The organism is Alteromonas sp. ABV2_168 (assembly GCF_056161165.1).
On record NZ_JBSWYQ010000008.1, the window covers coordinates 224193 to 241492 of the forward strand.

Annotated in this window: 14 protein-coding genes; all 14 read left to right on the plus strand. The window is 48.4% G+C overall.

Translation table 11 applies throughout. From position 1 onward, the window contains the following. Window positions 1-289 precede the first annotated feature (289 nt). On the plus strand, window positions 290-1477 hold the full coding sequence (locus ACXAH4_RS13685) for a methyl-accepting chemotaxis protein (RefSeq protein WP_474843430.1): 1188 nt from the start codon (window positions 290-292) through the stop codon (window positions 1475-1477). An 87-nt stretch (window positions 1478-1564) separates the two neighbouring features. Continuing rightward, complete coding sequence (locus tag ACXAH4_RS13690) at window positions 1565-1930, plus strand: response regulator (RefSeq protein WP_119502485.1); 366 nt, start codon at window positions 1565-1567, stop codon at window positions 1928-1930. A gap of 20 nt (window positions 1931-1950) precedes the next feature. Further along, window positions 1951-3891, plus strand: a complete 1941-nt coding sequence (locus ACXAH4_RS13695) for a chemotaxis protein CheA (RefSeq protein ID WP_474882266.1) — start codon at window positions 1951-1953, stop codon at window positions 3889-3891. Then, entirely contained in the window at window positions 3888-4388 is a 501-nt protein-coding gene (locus ACXAH4_RS13700) for a chemotaxis protein CheW (RefSeq protein WP_119502487.1), read from the plus strand. Before ACXAH4_RS13695 ends, ACXAH4_RS13700 begins: the two co-directional genes overlap by 4 nt. A 2-nt stretch (window positions 4389-4390) precedes the next feature. Further along, the gene (locus tag ACXAH4_RS13705) at window positions 4391-7318 is read left to right on the plus strand and encodes a methyl-accepting chemotaxis protein (RefSeq protein WP_474882267.1); all 2928 of its coding nucleotides are present in this window, start codon (window positions 4391-4393) and stop codon (window positions 7316-7318) included. A 15-nt stretch (window positions 7319-7333) separates the two neighbouring features. After that, entirely contained in the window at window positions 7334-8170 is an 837-nt protein-coding gene (locus tag ACXAH4_RS13710; protein ID WP_474882268.1) for a CheR family methyltransferase, read from the plus strand. After that, window positions 8163-8777 carry a chemoreceptor glutamine deamidase CheD gene (cheD, locus tag ACXAH4_RS13715; RefSeq protein ID WP_474869018.1) on the plus strand — a complete coding sequence of 205 codons (615 nt, stop codon included), beginning with the start codon at window positions 8163-8165 and terminating at the stop codon, window positions 8775-8777. Before ACXAH4_RS13710 ends, cheD begins: the two co-directional genes overlap by 8 nt. A 7-nt stretch (window positions 8778-8784) precedes the next feature. Beyond that, window positions 8785-9831 (plus strand): protein-glutamate methylesterase/protein-glutamine glutaminase, encoded by a 1047-nt coding sequence (locus tag ACXAH4_RS13720; protein ID WP_474882269.1) that lies wholly within the window; start codon window positions 8785-8787, stop codon window positions 9829-9831. A 272-nt stretch (window positions 9832-10103) separates the two neighbouring features. Then, window positions 10104-10469: a response regulator gene (locus tag ACXAH4_RS13725; protein WP_119502492.1), complete on the plus strand. Its 366-nt coding sequence runs from the start codon at window positions 10104-10106 to the stop codon at window positions 10467-10469. Beyond that, complete coding sequence (locus tag ACXAH4_RS13730) at window positions 10466-11050, plus strand: chemotaxis protein CheC (RefSeq protein WP_119502493.1); 585 nt, start codon at window positions 10466-10468, stop codon at window positions 11048-11050. The genes ACXAH4_RS13725 and ACXAH4_RS13730 overlap by 4 nt, the downstream gene beginning before the upstream one ends. Next, on the plus strand, window positions 11050-12321 hold the full coding sequence (locus ACXAH4_RS13735) for a sensor histidine kinase (RefSeq protein ID WP_119502494.1): 1272 nt from the start codon (window positions 11050-11052) through the stop codon (window positions 12319-12321). Before ACXAH4_RS13730 ends, ACXAH4_RS13735 begins: the two co-directional genes overlap by 1 nt. A gap of 55 nt (window positions 12322-12376) precedes the next feature. Then, window positions 12377-14293, plus strand: coding sequence for a GGDEF domain-containing protein (locus ACXAH4_RS13740; protein WP_474882271.1), 1917 nt, complete (start codon window positions 12377-12379; stop codon window positions 14291-14293). Beyond that, the gene (locus tag ACXAH4_RS13745) at window positions 14293-16641 is read left to right on the plus strand and encodes a DNA polymerase II (RefSeq protein WP_474882273.1); all 2349 of its coding nucleotides are present in this window, start codon (window positions 14293-14295) and stop codon (window positions 16639-16641) included. The genes ACXAH4_RS13740 and ACXAH4_RS13745 overlap by 1 nt, the downstream gene beginning before the upstream one ends. Window positions 16642-16782: 141 nt before the next feature. Then, entirely contained in the window at window positions 16783-16989 is a 207-nt protein-coding gene (locus ACXAH4_RS13750) for a hypothetical protein (protein WP_474882274.1), read from the plus strand. The last annotated feature ends 311 nt before the right edge of the window (window positions 16990-17300 follow it).

Below are 17300 nucleotides of genomic sequence, written 5' to 3' on the forward strand. Positions count from 1 at the left end.
TCGATGAGAGGTGCTGTAAGGCGCCTCTCATTCTGCTGCATGCCTGATAATCCCCCCTCTTAATCCGGTTCGCAATTGCGACAATCACGACATTCCTGACGATTGAGAATTTTTTTTCTACATTCCTTTCATTACTGAAATTCTTGTCTATAACTTAAATTAACGTGCGCCTGATAACGCATCAGGCAAATCCTTTTGGTCAGTAAATTTCTAAAATTTCACACAGTCTGGACCCAAAGAGACAGAAAAAGCCGACAACGTGCAGGCAGTAACAATCCCGGAATGTATTATGATGAGTGACAATCAAATTATGGTCGGAATAAAAAATACACCACCAATTGCAATGATTGGTGCAGGCGTGAGCCTTGTTGTGGGCTTTGGTTTAGTGTCAGTGGGTCTTGCTTATCCGGCAATAGTCGTTTCTTCCATCGGCGTTTTTCTGGCAGCAAAAATGCAATCAGGAGATACAGAACCACAGGCCGAAACTCAGGCTGTACACGCTGAGCCTGTATTTGAACAACAGGAAGTCACCGGCGATATGATGTCGGTAACTCAGGATATGGCTAAAATTATCAGTGACTGTGAGAAAAACCTGTCTGACATTTTCAATACACAAACCGATGCGGTAACCACTCTAAGTGAAGCTTTCCTCAATTTGCAACGCCTTGTAGGCGAGCAAAACACCTGTATTACCCGACTGATTCAGGCAGATTCTGACAGCGGCGAAATGTACTCAAACCGCATGCGTACCTTTGCTGATGAAACAGAGAAGTCACTGGATAAATTCCTTGAGTCTACCGAACAGATTTCAGAAGGCACCACCACCATTCTGGAAAAAGTAAACCGTATCTACGACACCATGCCTACAGTGCTTAAAGCCCTTGGCGATATTGATGATATTTCTGCCCAGACTAACCTGCTGGCACTGAATGCTGCAATTGAAGCGGCACGTGCCGGTGAAGCAGGCCGCGGCTTTGCTGTTGTTGCAGACGAAGTTCGTGCTCTGTCGAACCGCTCCACTCAGTTCAGCGGCGTTATCAAGAAACAGATGGAAAACATCGGCGTGCAAATTGATGAACTCACGCAGGATGTCCGCACACTCGCCGCCCAGGATACAAGCTATATCATTACAGCAAAGCGGGACATTCAGGGAGAGCTGGACGCGATTATCGTAAAAGCTGAGAGCGACGCGAACACAACGAATGAACTTGAAGGGATCTCCGGTCAGCTGGACAGTGCTATCGGCTCTGCTATCCGCGGCATGCAGTTTGGCGACATTAACGGTCAGAACCTCACCTATACCCAGGAAATGCTCACAATCGTTAATGAGCAACTGCCTCTGCTGGGAACCAATGATATTGCCACGGTTAAAAAGAACCTGGAAGAGCTGCAGAGCAGCATGAAAAACCGGGCTAACCTCGATCATAATCCGGTATCTGCCAGCAGCATCGATGCCGGAGAAATTGAATTATTTTAGCAACCACCAGCGCGGCTCGCTTGTTAGCCGGGATGACATGGAATCGCCGGATTCGGCGCAACACGTGAAAAAATTGTCGGGAGTATTATGAGTAAGAATATCCTCATTGTTGATGACTCACCATCAATCCGCCAGATGGTAGAAGTGACCTTAAAGTCAGCCAGTTACCCTGTAACTACCGCCGTAGACGGACAGGATGCGTTAGATCAATGCAAAGTGAAACGCTTCGACTTCGTTTTAACTGACCAGAATATGCCAAGAATGGACGGTTTGACGCTGATCAAAAACCTTCGCGGTATGTCAGCCTATGCCCGTACGCCCATTATCGTGCTCACCACGGAAGCGGGTGACGACATGAAGGCAAAAGGGAAAGCTGCCGGTGCCACAGGCTGGATGGTTAAGCCTTTCGACCCTGCCAAATTACTTGCGGTTGTAGGTAAGGTTCTCGGTTAGTTGTAACAGGAAGCGTCACTATGTCTATCGATATCGAACAATTCCACGCGGTCTTCTTCGACGAAAGTCAGGAACACCTGGATGACATGGAACAGCTCCTCATGGAACTGGATGTCGAAGATCCCGATCTTGAGCAGCTCAACAGTATTTTCCGGGCCGCCCACTCAATCAAAGGTGGCAGTGGAATCTTCGGTTTTGATGCGCTTACCGGGCTCACCCATGTCATGGAGAATTTGCTCGACAAAGCCCGTAAGCAAACCATTTCGCTGGACGTGCCTACCGTTGATTTGTTTCTTGAAACGGTAGACTTACTTAAGGTCATTCTGGATGCATACCGAACCGGCAGTGAGCTTCCTCAATCTGACATAGACTCCGGTGTAGCAGCCCTTGAAAAAGCGCTGGCTGCAGCCGACGGACAGGCAACAGATGCTCCGCAACCCGCTGCAGAAAGCGCTGCGGCAGACGACGATGATATCGATGGTTTCGGCTTTTTCGATGATGATGATGACGAGCCCGCAGCAGAAACAGCGGAAGTCGCAGAAAACACAGAAAATGAAGCGGCAAAAGCAGAAGCAAAAGATGACGATATAGACGGGTTTGGCTTCTTTGATGATGAGCCTCAACCTGCTGCATCACCGGAAGAAAAGCAAGGTTACGGTTTCTTCAAACCGGTTGAAGCCGTTGCAGAAGATGCCAAAGCCGCATCGGCAGAGGCGGCAAAAGCTGCCGCTAAACCTGCGGCTAAGAAAGCTGCAGCGAAATCTGCGGCTAACAAAGAAGCGTCTTCTATTCGTGTAGACACCCTGAAAATTGATCAGATGGTAAACCTGGTGGGTGAACTGGTTATTACCCAGTCCATGTTGTCGATGATTGGTGATGAAGTTACCGGAGCCATAGGTCAGAAGTTGCAGACGGCCATTGCAGAACTGCAGCGTAATACCCGCGAGATTCAGGAATCGGCAATGTCCATGCGTATGCTGCCGGTGAATATGACGTTTAACCGCTTCCCCCGTGTTGTGCGGGATCTGTCTTCTAAACTCGGTAAAAAAGTTGACCTCGTTATTGAAGGCGGCGCAACTGAAATCGATAAAAGCATGATTGAAAAGCTGGTCGACCCTCTGACTCACCTGGTTCGAAACAGTATCGATCATGGTGTAGAGAAGCCGGCAGACCGGGTCGCATCAGGCAAAACTGAAAATGGTACCGTGATTTTACGGGCTGCACAGCGTGGCAGTTCGATTGTCATCAGCATTATTGATGACGGGGCAGGACTCAGTCGTGAACGCATTCTGTCCAAAGCAACAGAAAATGGCCTGCCGGTGACACCGGACATGCCTGACAGCGAGGTCTGGTTACTGATCTTCCAGCCCGGATTTTCCACGGCAGCGGAAGTGACCGACGTTTCGGGTCGTGGTGTTGGTATGGACGTTGTCCGCCGGAATATTGAAGCGATTGGCGGCCGCATAGAAATCGATTCACATAAAGGTCTCGGGTCAGCCTTTCATATCCACCTGCCCCTGACGCTGGCTATTGTAGACGGTATTTGTGCTGCCGTGGGCGACCAGATTTTTGTCATCCCGCTGGTCAATATCATCGAATCGCTGCAACCGGTAAAAGAACAGCTCAAACTGATTAAGAACGAACATCTGCTGTGGATAAGAGAGCAGTACTGGCCTCTGGTACCGATTCACCAGATGATGCATGTGGACCATGCTGTTACGAACCCCACGAAAGGGATTGTTGTACTGCTGGAAAGCAGCAAACGTCGCTTTGCTATTCAGGTCGATTCTCTGCTCGGCCAGCAACAGGTGGTGATCAAGAGTCTCGAACAGCACTACCGTAAAGTGCCCGGCATATCCGGTGCCACCATCATGGGAGATGGCCGTGTTGCCATGATCCTGGATGCAGATGCCATCGCAGACTTGTGCAAACCTGTTCATGAAGAGGAAAAAGTATCATGAGTGCCCATGCCAGAGACCATCTCGCATCTAAAGATGTTCAGGAATACTTAAGCTTCATTTTAAGCTCTGAGCAATATGCCCTCGATATTACCTCAGTAAAAGAAATTCGCGGCTACGAGAAAGTCACACCTATCGCCAATGCGCCCAAATTTATCAAAGGCGTGCTGAATCTTCGCGGTGACATCGTCCCCATCGTCGACTTGCGGATTAAATTCAATATTCCGGATCCGACCTACAATGAATTCACCATCGTCATCATGTTGCATGTTCATAACCGTGTTGTGGGCATAGTCGTTGATGGCGTCTCGGATGTTGTACGCCTTACGGAAGATGAAGTCAGGCCACCACCTGATTTCGGGGTGATTTTCGACAGCCGGTTCCTGAAAGGGCTGGCAACTGTGGATGACCATATGGTCATTCTGGTTAACATTGAACAACTAATTTCCAGCGAAGAAATCGGTCTTGTTGCAGAGCAACTGACCGGTGAGGGAGAGTAATTATGGGTATGTTTGACTGGATCAACAGCGAAGCTTCGCGTGATCAGAAAATTCAGATGCTGCGTAAATCGCAGGCTGTCGATGCTTCTACCTGCTGCATCATGATGGCTGACGCAGACAGAAATATTGTCTACGCCAACAAAGCCGTCGTTAAGTTATTAAAGGATAACGAAGCAGAATTACAGAAAGTATTGCCGCATTTTTCAGCAGACAATCTGATTGGCGAGAACATCGATCAGTTCCATAAGAACCCCGCTCATCAAAAAGGCATGCTGGCAGAGCTAAAGCGTCCGATGTCTTCGAATATCATTGTTGGCAAAGTTAATTTTAAACTCACCCTAACCCCGCTGAAGGACGAAGAAGGCCACTCAGTGGGCACCATGGTGGAATGGGTGGATCAAACAGAACTTCTGCTGAAAAGAGGCATGCTGGAGGCCCTTCACCGGGTTCAGGCACTGGCCGAATACACAGCAGAGGGTGAACTCATCGACGTGAATGAGAATTTCCTGAAGCTCACCGGCTATAGCAGGGCTGAAGTACTGGGTAAACATCAAAGCGCTTTCGTGAAGCAGGAACTGGTTCACAATCAGGCATATAAAAACTTTTGGGATAAATTACGGCGCGGCGAAATTGACTCCGGGGAATATCAACGCTTTGGCAAAGATGACAAAGAATTCTGGGTGCAGGCGTCGTATAACCCGATTTTCGACACTGCCGGCAAAGTTACCAAGGTGGTCGAGTTTGCCATCGATATAACAAAAGAAAAACTGAAAAATGCCGATTATTCAGGCCAGATTGAAGCAATTGGTAAAGCTCAGGCCGTTATTGAATTTGATACTTCCGGCAACATTCAGTGGGCCAATGACAATTTCTTAAGTGCCACCGGCTACAACCTGGATGAAATAAAAGGCCAGCACCACAGCATGTTTGTTGAGCCGTCTGAAAAAATCAGTGCTGCTTACAGCAATTTCTGGAATGAATTACGGGGCGGCAACTTTAAGTCAGGGGAATATAAACGGGTTGCCAAAGGCGGCAACGAGATCTGGATTCAGGCATCTTACAACCCGATTATTGATATGAACGGCAAGGTTTTCAAAGTCGTTAAATACGCCACGTTGATTACTGAACAAAAACTGAAAAATGCTTACTTTGAAGGGCAAATTAACGCCATCGGTAAATCTCAGGCGGTCATTGAGTTCAATGTGGACGGTATTATCCAGTGGGCTAATGATAACTTCCTGAACACAGTGGGTTACACCCTTGATGAAATAAAAGACAAGCATCACAGAATGTTTGTAGATAAAGAAACCCGGGGCTCAGAGGAATATTCTCAATTCTGGGCTGACCTGAAGAAAGGTAAATTCTTCTCCGGTGAGTTTAAGCGAATTAATAAAGCCGGTGAGGAAATCTGGATTCAGGCCTCCTACAACCCTATTCTGGATATGGACGGCAATGTTTTCAAAGTAGTGAAATACGCGACCAACATTACCGAAGAAAAGTTACGTACCGCTTATTTCGAAGGTCAAATTGCGGCTATTGGCAAATCTCAGGCTGTGATTGAGTTCGATATGGACGGCATGGTTATCCACGCCAACGAGAATTTCCTCAACACGCTTGGCTATACCCTTGATGAAATTAAAGGTAAACATCACAGCATGTTTGTGGATCAGGAAACCCGCAACAGCAATGATTACCGTTCGTTCTGGGATCAATTGAATCACGGTGTCTACCAGTCCGGCGAGTACAAACGTTTTGGTAAAGGCAACAAGGAAATCTGGATTCAGGCTTCTTATAACCCCATTCTGAACCAGAATGGCAAACCTTTCCGCGTGGTGAAATACGCAACCGATGTCACCGCCCGTACCACTGCAGTTTACGATATTAAACAAGTTATGACCCAACTGGCGAAGGGCGATCTGACTTGCGAGATTGAGCACGAGTTTGAAGGCGAGTTCAAAGTGCTGGGAGAGTCTATCAACCAGTTCATCCGTGATATGCGGGTCACCATTTCACGCATCAACCATGCTGTTGAAACAATCAGCAGTGCATCCAGTGAGATCGCCAGCGGAAATGCAGACTTATCCAGCCGGACAGAGCAGCAGGCGTCCAGTCTGGAAGAAACTGCGTCCTCAATGGAAGAACTGACCGGTACTGTGCGCCTGAATGCAGAGAATGCGGAGCAGGCCAACAGTCTGGCATCACAGGCTTCATCTATCGCCGTAAACGGCGGCAATATGATTCAGCGTGTGGTTGAAACCATGGGCAGCATCAACGAGTCAGCCCAGAAAATTTCAGACATTATCGGTGTAATAGACGGCATCGCCTTCCAGACCAATATTCTGGCGCTGAATGCTGCCGTAGAAGCCGCCCGTGCCGGTGAACAGGGACGCGGATTTGCGGTAGTCGCCTCCGAAGTAAGAACGCTGGCACAGCGCTCTGCAGAAGCTGCAAAGGACATCAAAGAGCTGATTTCAGACTCGGTAGATAAGATTGGCAGCGGCAACACGCTGGTGAAACAGAGCGGTGACACCATGGGCGAAGTGGTTACTTCCATTAAGCGGGTTAACGACATTATGTCAGAAATTGCTGCGGCGTCTTCTGAACAGTCCAACGGCATAAACGAAATCAGTAAAGCCGTTACTCAAATGGATGAAATGACGCAGCAGAACGCGGCGCTGGTCGAAGAGGCCGCAGCAGCAGCGGAAAGTATGCGTCAGCAGGCAGCACAACTGTCAGAGCGTGTGGCCACATTTAAATTAAGTGATAAAGACCGCTCAGCAGACCCGATGGAAGACTTACCTGCCATTAGTGCAAGACCGAAATCTCAGTCCCGCAAGCCGGCAGCAGCAATAGGATCAAACGGGAAAAGCAGCAAACCTCCAGTAAAGGCAGCGGCTCCTGAAGATACGGATGAATGGGAAAGTTTTTAAAGGAGATGGGCCGGTATGAGCCAGAGCGCCCGGCAAGAATTTGCGTTTAATAAAGAGGATTTTGAGAGAGTCAGACGAACCTTATATCAAAAGGCAGGAATCAATCTTACAGATACGAAAGATTCACTGGTTTACAGCAGACTCGCCCGCAGACTGCGGGCGTTGTCGCTGAACAGCTTCGATGACTACCTCACATACCTGAAACGTACGCCTGAAGAAGACGAGAACTTCATCAATGCCCTGACGACAAACCTGACTTCATTTTTCCGTGAGGCCCACCACTTTGATGCGCTGGCAAATTACCTGCGGACGCATTCTGGCCAGCGGACAATCTGGTGTTCAGCCAGCAGTACCGGCGAAGAGCCCTACTCCATTGCAATGACAGTGGCAGAGGTTTTCGACAGTTTTGATAATCCGGTTTCGATTATTGCATCAGACATTGACAGCCAGGTATTGGCGAAAGCCAGCGCAGGCATATACAACAGCGAGGCAACAACCAAACTGACACCGCACCAGTGCAAGAAGTTTTTGCACAAAGGTAAAGGCAGCCAGAAAGGTAAAGTGCGGGTAGTACCGGAACTGCGAAAAAATGTCAGTTTCAGACGCATCAATCTGATGGATGTGACCTGGCCAATACGGGGACCCATTGATGTCATATTCTGCCGTAACGTGATGATTTATTTTGATAAGCCCACCCAGTTGAATATTTTGAAACGCATGGTGGCACTGTTACCGGATGACGGTTTATACATCGCCGGACATTCAGAGAACTTCAATAAGGATTCACAGATCGTTACGCCAGTGGGGAAAACCATTTACAAACCAGCCCGTGAAGGCAGACGCTATGGCTGAAACCTTCATGGACGGCGTGGGGCACGAAGCCAACACATATTACGATCCCCGCTTTGTCCGGCAGGCTGTAAAAATTCTGCCGGGTGAGTATTTTTCTACCGGCAATGACACATTGATGGTCACGGTTCTCGGCTCCTGTGTGTCTGCTTGTCTGATGGATTTGCACAACGGCGTATGCGGCATGAATCACTTTTTGCTGCCCTCAGACAGAGGCTCTGAAGGGGAATTTTGTGAAGCCTCCCGATATGGCATGTATGCCATGGAGTTGTTGATTAATCAGATGATGAATTTAGGTGCCGATAAGCGGCACCTGCAAGCCAAAGTATTTGGCGGCGGAAATGTGGTTGCGGGTATATCCGTCACCAATGTCGGCCAGATGAACTCTGAGTTTGTAACTGCTTACTTACGAAGAGAGCATATTCCAATCGTTGCCAGCGATTTACTGGAAGACTACGCCCGCAAAATATATTTCTTCCCTGACTCAGGACAGGTACTCGTGAAGCGGATACGGAAATTCAATAATTCAACGATCATGGACCGGGAAAGTGCTTACCGCATTAAGTTGAAAAAAGAGCCTGAACAGAGTGAATTTGAACAGTTTGATTAGGTGAGCCATGACGATAAAAGTACTTGTTGTAGACGACTCCGCGTTAATCAGAAATCTGCTTGGCGAAATCGTAAAAAGCGAAAGCGATATGCAGCTGGTTGGTGCCGCACCCGATGCCTATGTCGCCAAAAAGATGGTGCAGGAGCACAATCCGGACGTCATCACTCTGGATATTGAAATGCCCAAGGTCGACGGCCTGCGTTTCCTCGATGTACTGATGAAAGCACGTCCCACACCGGTGGTAATGATATCCACCCTCACGGAAGCAGGCGCTGATGCCACCATCCGTTCACTGGAGCTTGGCGCTGTTGATTTTATTCCCAAACCCAAACTGGGAGTTGTGCAGGGAATAGAAGAATACCGCGAATTGATTTTATCAAAGATACGTATGGCAGCCCGCTCACGGGTGCGTCAGCAAAAGCCGGCCACAGTTAAAGCAACGACAGCCCTCACCTATTCAAGTACTGAGAAAATCATCGCCATCGGCGCTTCTACCGGCGGCACGGAAGCGATAAAAACCATAGTCAGCGCGTTACCGGTCAATGCACCGGCGACTGTTATCACCCAGCATATGCCACCAGGTTACACCAGCACCTTTGCAAAGCGGCTGGATGCCTGCAGCCAGTTAAAAATTGTGGAAGCCCGTGGTGATGAGCGTTTACTTCCCGGCCACGGCTATCTGGCTCCGGGCGACAAACATATGGAGATCGTCCGCAGTGGAGCCGATTACCGGATCAGGTTAAATGATGGGCCCCGTGTCAGTGGCCACAAGCCCTCGGTGGATATGATGTTTACCTCGCTGGTTGAATCTGCCGGCAGTAACGTGGTGGCCAGTTTGCTGACAGGTATGGGTAAAGACGGCGCAGACGGGTTGCTGGCGCTGAAAGAGAAAGGTGCATTCACCATTTGTCAGAATGAAGATACCTGTGTGGTATATGGTATGCCTAAAGTTGCCGTCTCGCTGGGGGCGGCAGAAAAGATATTGCCACTTGAGAATATCGCTCAGGCAATGGTTTCTCAACTGGAGAAAATGAAAGCAGGCAGCCGTTTGTAACGTTCTTAAGTATGACGGCTTATATCAGATTATGGCGTTGCATCCGGTAGCTCAGGTGAAAAGTTAGCTACACTGGATTCGGGAAGGTTTTAGTGACATTTGTGCAGAAAATTTCACCTAAAGAATAACACACAAATGTCACAAAAGACCTATACTCAAAATGACGTGATATTAGCAAATAGTCGAAATTGAAAGATTTTTTTCAGGTGGACTTGCAGGAATGAAAATATCGCAAATACTCATGATAGGTTCGAAATTGTCTGGAGGTAAGAATGACAGTTCCGCTACTTGTGGCCGATGACTCGCGTCTGTCACGAAGAAGTGTACTAAAAGCGCTTCCGCCTGAAATCGAGTTTACTGTCACAGAAGCTGCGAATGGCAGGGAAGCAATTGATCTGCTCGAAAAGAACGGGTTCAGATTACTATTACTCGACCTGACTATGCCCGAGGTGGACGGTGTCGGTGTGCTTGAATACCTCGCGGACAAAGAAGAAAGACCAGATGTGATTGTGATCAGTGCTGACTTCCAGCCTGAAAAACAACGCATTGTTATGGATCTGGGGGCGCACAAATTCATCAGAAAGCCTCTGGATAAAGAAGAATTAGCCATGACATTGTTTGAGCTGGGGTATCTATGAGCAGTGTTATTTCCCTCACAGAAGATCAACGTGACGCCCTTCAGGAGCTAATGAATATCTCTATGGGGCAAGCTGCTAATTCGCTGGCGCACCTGATAGAAACCAAAATAGGTATCTCCATACCTAAAATATCAGCCGTTACGCCAGCCGAATTATTTACACTTATTAATCGCAGTGAAAATGCGTTTTACACCAGACAATCTTTCCTTGGAGATATCCAGGGTGAAGTGATGGCGGTAGTATCAGAGCAGGGTTTAACCGAAGTGGCCAGCCTGCTCGAATACGAGGCTCCGCTCAGCCAGAGTGATATTGAAGAAACCATACTGGAGCTTTCAAATATTCTGGCCGGCGCTTGTCTGGCCGGTTTATCGAACCAGCTTGAACTGGCAACTAATCTGAATATGCCAACATTGTTTTCTCCGAATAAGGCATCATTCACCGAACTTAACTGGCAGCATAGCCTGGTAATGGAAGTGCAGTTCGATATTGAGCTCTCTTCATTTTCCATGCGGGTAGTCTTTTGTCTCGACCGTGCGTCACTGGTACGGCTAACCGAAACTATTGATGAATTGCTGGGTTAATGTTCGAGCAACTTTTTGGCAAATTACCGGTTGGGATCTGCATTGTAAATGAAGATTACCAGGTCATTTTCCTGAACGACTTTTTTATCGACCGCATGGAAACCGGACTCCGTGCTGACTACATGGAAAAGCCGGTAGCAGAGCTCTTCCCTGAGCAGGAAAAGTTTCTGCGCCGCAGAATTAAATCTGTCTTCGTTCTTCAACATCCCAGTTTCAGCTACTGGGAACAACGCCCGCATATTTTTCCGTTTAAAAGTAGCCGCCCCATTACCGGTGAAGAGACACAGATGTACCAGAATATGGAAATCGTGCCCTTATCTTCTCCGGAGCATGGCAAGCTGGCGTGTATTTTCCTTCAGGACGTTACCGCCCAGGCCAGTTACTTCATTGCCCAGCAGGAATTATCCAAAGCGCTGAAACGTGAGCATGAAGAACAACTTAAACTCATCAAGAAACTCGACTCAGCGCAAAGCCAGCTTATCCAGGCAGAAAAAATGGCTTCTACGGGACAACTGGCAGCCGGCATTGCCCACGAAATCAATAATCCCATTGGCTTTGTCTCAGCCAATCTGGACACTTTAAAGCAATACGGTGAACACCTGATAACCTTGTGCGACACGCTGGCAGACAATATTGAAAATACCGATGAAAAAACACGCACGCTAATCACGGGCCTTCTGGAAGAGCATCATTACGACTTATTAAAAGACGATATGACTCCGCTGATTGATGAGTCCAGAGACGGCCTTATCCGTGTGCGGGACATTGTCGAGAACCTTAAGCGGTTTGCACTGGAAGATTCGGCCGGATGGCAACTGATGGATTTGGATGAAGCGGTAAAGCAGATGGCAGAGCTGGTATCAGTCCAATACAAAAAGCCCACGTTTAAAGTCACCTGTGAACCCGCCGGCCTGAAAATCTATTGCGAGCCGGGCAGCCTTAAACAGGCTTTGATGAATATGGTGATCAATGCGGCCCAATCCATCAATCATAAAGGGTTTGTAAAAGTAGATGTGCATGGTGATGACACAACGGTCCGCATCAAGATCATCGACAGTGGTGAAGGCATTGAAGAAAAGCACGTTAAGAAGATATTTGATCCGTTCTTCACAACCAAACCGGAAGGGCTGGGTCAGGGGCTCGGGTTGTCAGTGGCTTATACAGCCATAGAACAACATGAAGGCAAAATTTCAGTCAGTAGTAAGGTGGGTAAAGGTACCGTATTTGAAGTCACTTTACCGGTACTGACCCCGGACGACGAAGCACATTAATATTCCCGGGCTGAACTGTTGCAGGTTATGTTTGGCCTCCCGCCCGCATCAGGCTATGATACACCGTCTTTTTCTTATGCTGACAGGAACAGTGATGTATCCGGCTTACCGGTTTAAAAGATACCTGGCAGGCCTGCTTGCTTTCAGTATTCTCAGTTTCAACGTATTCGCAGACTTGTGGACAGGTGATGCCGCCGTGCATCTTGCCGGTGTAAGAAACTCTCCGCAGGACGTACTCGACGCATTACCGGCCAGCAATGATGAACTGTCTTCAGAACAGCGAGCCCTGCATTTTTACCTCATCAGCCGTGCAAATGGCGCGCTTGCTTTGCATGAAAAAGCGGAAGAAGCCGCTTTAGCAGGTCTGGCACTGGCACCGCCTCCCCCTTTAAATGACTATCTGACGCTGGCGCTGGCAGAAGCCAGAGACGGACTGGGTCTTGCTCAATCCATGATCTCTGCTGCGGCAGAATCGCTGGCCCGGGCCCGTGACGGTGATGACGAAGCCCTGTTGTTTTATGCAATCAGTGTGAACGGTTATATCAATGTAACTTTAAACCAGTACAGCGAAGCCCTTGCGTTATTTCAGGAAGGTTACCGCCGGCTTGAATCTCCGGGTGCTTTTTTCAGCCGGGCTGATTTTGCCAGCATGATTGCCCTTGTATACGAATACCGGCAGGAACCTGAAATGGCATTGCGTTTCTATCGCGAAGCTGAAACCTGGTACCGGCAAAATAATGTGCGCCTTGAACTGGCGAATACCCTGTTTGGATTAGGCAAAGCCACTATCCAAACCGGCGATGGTGATGAAGGCATGACCCTGCTTCTTGAATCTGCAGATATTGCCCTTAACATCCGCGATTTACAGGGTGCTGCATTCAGTTATGAAGCTATTGCATCTGAGCTGATTGACCGGGGGATGACCGCCGATGCATCGCCGTTTTTAGATGATGCCCTCAGTCTGTTTATGCAGGCTGGCAATCCGTTTATGCAAATTAAAGTCTTAATTGAAAAGGCACAAATTGCCGTTGATCAGGGTCAGCCGGAAGAGGCTTTACGCAGACTGGCCAGAGCTGAGGAAATGGCCACGGGTGAATCCTTTTTGTCACAACGAATTGCCATTGCAGATACAAAAGCCCGCGCTTTTGCCGCCAAAGGTGAGCACCAGTCTGCCTATCTGGTATTACTGCAAAACAGGCAGAACCGCGCTTTGTTACAGAAAGAAATTAACTCCAGGCGAATTCTGGAATTACAGACCCGTTTCGATGTGGAAAAGCAGCGGGCGCAAAATGCCCTGCTGGAAGAGCAAAATTTACGTCAGCAAAACCAGTTAAAGAATGAACAGCGCCTTCAGCGCTATACAATTGCACTTATCGGATTGCTTATTGTGGTATGTGGCCTGCTGAGCTGGCTGTATTTTAATGGGAAACGTCATCAGAAACGCCTTGAACAACTGGCAAACTATGACGGCCTGACTGGTTTAATGACACGCCGGAAAACCATGGAAGATGCTGAGTTACAGTATCAGATGGCCCAAAGACACAAAACGCCTTTGACAGCAGCGGTTATTGACCTCGATCATTTTAAACAAATTAACGACAAGTACGGCCATCAAACCGGGGATGATGTGCTCAGGGCCTTTGGCAGAAAGGCGCAAAAGCATTTCAGGAAAACGGATATTCTGGGCCGTATTGGTGGAGAGGAATTTCTTTTCCTGTTTCCCCATACCGGGACGGACGACGCGCTGGACATGCTTGAGCGTTTTGCCGGCAGCGTCCGGAAAATTCCTGATGAACTGAAAATCAAAACGATGCAGGTCACGTTATCCGTCGGCCTTGTCGATGCCACTTCGTTTTCCAATATGACCAGAGTAGTTGCTGTCGCAGACGAAGCGTTGTACGAGGCAAAGGAAACTGGCAGAGATAAAATAGTGACCGGTCAGCCCTCTGCTACGGACGGACAATCTCAATAGTGACAGGCAAAGGCTTCATTTTATCCCGCCGGACCATTCGCAGGGATAGCCGCGAATGCGTTGAATTGTGGATTTCCACTGAGAATGGTCCGGTGCGGCTTATCTCTGAGCCACAAACCAGCGTTTGCTTCATCAGAACATCTCATCTGGAACAGGTTCAAAATCTGATCAGGGCGAAAGGCCTGGATATCACCCCGGAAGCGGTCAATTTCAAAACCCTGGAACAGGAAGAAGTCATACTACTGCGGTGTGCTGACGACTTCACAAGGCACAAATTACGTCGCGGGATGCAGAGCGCAGGGCTGCCACTGTACGAGGGAGATATTAAGTCTGAAGACCGTTTTCTGATGGAGCGTTTTGCGTACGGAGCTGTAAGTTTTTACGGGACGCAGGTTCATAATGAGGTTGTGAACGCCAAAGTGAAAGGGGCACAGTTTCGTCCGCAACTGACCAGCGTATCTGTTGATATTGAGTGTGATGAAAAGGAAAACCTGTATTCCATCGCTGTTGCTTCTGAGACCATGAACCGTGTATGGCTGAATACTGCAGGAACCACACCGGTCACTGACGAATTTGCGACCTTTGATGTCATTAATCTGCCCGGTGAAAAAGAAGTCCTTACCGCTTTCTGCAAGGCTGTCGCAAAGCTGGATCCTGATGTCATACTGGGCTGGAACATCAAGCAGTTTGACCTCGCTGTGCTTAACAGAATGGCACGGCGACAAGGCATTCCGCTGACATTGGGCCGCCAGGGAGAAACCCTTACCGTACGGGAGTGGGAAGACGGCTCACAGGTGATAGCAGAGATTCCCGGCCGCTGTATCATTGATGGCATTGATGCGCTGAAAACCATGACCTGGCAGTTCGAAAGCTTCGCACTGGACTTTGTTGCAAATGCCTTGCTGAATAAAAGAAAGCTGATTACCGGCGGGGATAAACTTGAAGAAATTAAAACCTTATACCGCGAGAATCCTTCTCAGCTACTCGCATACAATCATCAGGATTGTGTTCTGGTAAACGACATCGCGGAACATACACGTTTCATTGATTTTCTCATTTTACGCAGCACCCTTACCGGACTGGATATGACCCGGCCCGGCGGCTCAGTTGCATCGTTTATAAACGTATATCTGCCTAAGCTGCACAGACAGGGATATATATGTGGAATCCGCCCGGAGAATGGCGGTCTTGCAAGCCCGGGAGGCTACGTGATGACGTCCAGACCCGGGCTGTATAAGAATGTACTGGTACTGGATTTTAAGAGCCTGTATCCCTCTATCATAAGAACTTTTCTTATTGACCCCCTTGGTCTGGCTGAAGGGTTACTGCACCCTGAAAACGCCATAGAAGGTTACAGAGGAGCCATGTTCTCCCGCACGGAGCATTTTCTGCCCGATATCATTGCAGGACTTTGGCAACAACGTGATGAAGCTAAACAGCAGCAGGATGCGCCGCGCTCTCAGGCGATAAAAATTTTGATGAATTCATTTTACGGTGTGCTCGGTAGTGGCGGTTGCCCTTTCTACGATCCCCGTCTTGCCAGCTCGATCACTATGCGGGGACACGACATCATGCAAACCACTGCCGGCTGGATACAAGAAGCCGGCTACGAAGTGATTTACGGCGATACGGACTCTACATTTGTATTCACAGGTGATGACTGCACACCCCGGCAAGCTGAATTAATTGGTACGCAGTTACAGGACATGATCAACCGCCGCTGGCGTGAGACGTTAAAACAGGATTTTGATTTACACTGTCATCTTGAAATTGAATTTGAAACCCACTTCCGCCGCTTTTTTATGCCCACAATCCGTGGTTCAGAAGAAGGTAGCAAGAAGCGTTATGCCGGCGTGGTGGTAAAAGAGGGTAAGGAACAACTGATTTTCAAAGGGCTGGAAAATGTCAGATCAGACTGGACTGCGCTGGCACGTCAATTTCAGGAAAAGCTTTACGCCCTTGTCTTCGCAGAACAGTCTCCTGTGGATTACATCAGAACATTACTCAGTGATATCCGCGCCGGTAAACTGGATGACTTTCTGGTGTACGCAAGGCGCCTCAGAAAGCCTCTGAATGCTTATACACGTACGCAACCGCCTCATGTTAAAGCTGCACGTCAGGCAGATGAGATGAATCTGGCAACAGGCAAACCTCTGCAATACCAGCACAAAACTACAGTGCGTTATGTTGTCACTATAGCAGGACCGCAGGCTGTCGGGTATGTCACTCAACCACCTGACTATGAACACTATATTGAAAAACAAATCAGACCCATTGCTGAAAGCATCCTGCCGGCAACAGGGATCAACTATGATGATATAGACAACCAGCAACTGGGTTTATTTTAACCCGTTAGCCGCCCCTTCCGGTAATTCAACGCAGAGCCATTTCACTGGCACAGTTTATCCGATATAACGTTTACATCCCTTGCAGGACGGCCTTCAGGCGCTGGCAGGGAGCTTCGACTTAGTCACCGGATAGGAGGAACAGTGTTTAACTGGAAAGCCATACTGAAGCCCGCAAACAGGGCCTCAATTCTTAAGCATACCGGCCTGCTCGCTTATGCATTTATTGCCAGTATCTTATTCAAATCTCTGGGATTCATTCCGTCACACCAGGTGCCGGTAACCATGCTCATCGCATTTGTGTCTCTGGAATGGATGTTTTTCCAGCGCACTAAGTTCACTTCTCAGTAAGTCTTCTTTTTTATGATCCCTCCGGATACTCACAATCGGTGTCCGGTTTGGCTGTCCGTTTCTCTCTCTGCTCCCCTTTTCTATCAACTTTTCAATGATCATCCCTCTTCTGAAATCCTTCGGTAGACAGACAATTATATTTTAAATAACTGAGTGGCTGGCTCCGGCAAAAAGTGATTCAGCCTTAATGTTATGGCTTTTGACTAGCAGAGACTCTGACCAGAGAAAAGAAACGAAAAAAGCCCGCTCAGATGAGCGGGCTTCTTCGTAATTGGGAGCCTGACGGTGTGCTACTCTCACATGGGGAGACC

Bases quoted from the DNA above. Each gene is read 5' to 3' on its own strand.
- ACXAH4_RS13685 (WP_474843430.1), top strand. From the start codon at position 290: ATGATGAGTGACAATCAAATTATGGTCGGAATAAAAAATACACCACCA.
- ACXAH4_RS13690 (WP_119502485.1), top strand. From the start codon at position 1,565: ATGAGTAAGAATATCCTCATTGTTGATGACTCACCATCAATCCGCCAG.
- ACXAH4_RS13695 (WP_474882266.1), top strand. From the start codon at position 1,951: ATGTCTATCGATATCGAACAATTCCACGCGGTCTTCTTCGACGAAAGT.
- ACXAH4_RS13700 (WP_119502487.1), top strand. From the start codon at position 3,888: ATGAGTGCCCATGCCAGAGACCATCTCGCATCTAAAGATGTTCAGGAA.
- ACXAH4_RS13705 (WP_474882267.1), top strand. From the start codon at position 4,391: ATGGGTATGTTTGACTGGATCAACAGCGAAGCTTCGCGTGATCAGAAA.
- ACXAH4_RS13710 (WP_474882268.1), top strand. From the start codon at position 7,334: ATGAGCCAGAGCGCCCGGCAAGAATTTGCGTTTAATAAAGAGGATTTT.
- cheD (WP_474869018.1), top strand. From the start codon at position 8,163: ATGGCTGAAACCTTCATGGACGGCGTGGGGCACGAAGCCAACACATAT.
- ACXAH4_RS13720 (WP_474882269.1), top strand. From the start codon at position 8,785: ATGACGATAAAAGTACTTGTTGTAGACGACTCCGCGTTAATCAGAAAT.
- ACXAH4_RS13725 (WP_119502492.1), top strand. From the start codon at position 10,104: ATGACAGTTCCGCTACTTGTGGCCGATGACTCGCGTCTGTCACGAAGA.
- ACXAH4_RS13730 (WP_119502493.1), top strand. From the start codon at position 10,466: ATGAGCAGTGTTATTTCCCTCACAGAAGATCAACGTGACGCCCTTCAG.
- ACXAH4_RS13735 (WP_119502494.1), top strand. From the start codon at position 11,050: ATGTTCGAGCAACTTTTTGGCAAATTACCGGTTGGGATCTGCATTGTA.
- ACXAH4_RS13740 (WP_474882271.1), top strand. From the start codon at position 12,377: ATGATACACCGTCTTTTTCTTATGCTGACAGGAACAGTGATGTATCCG.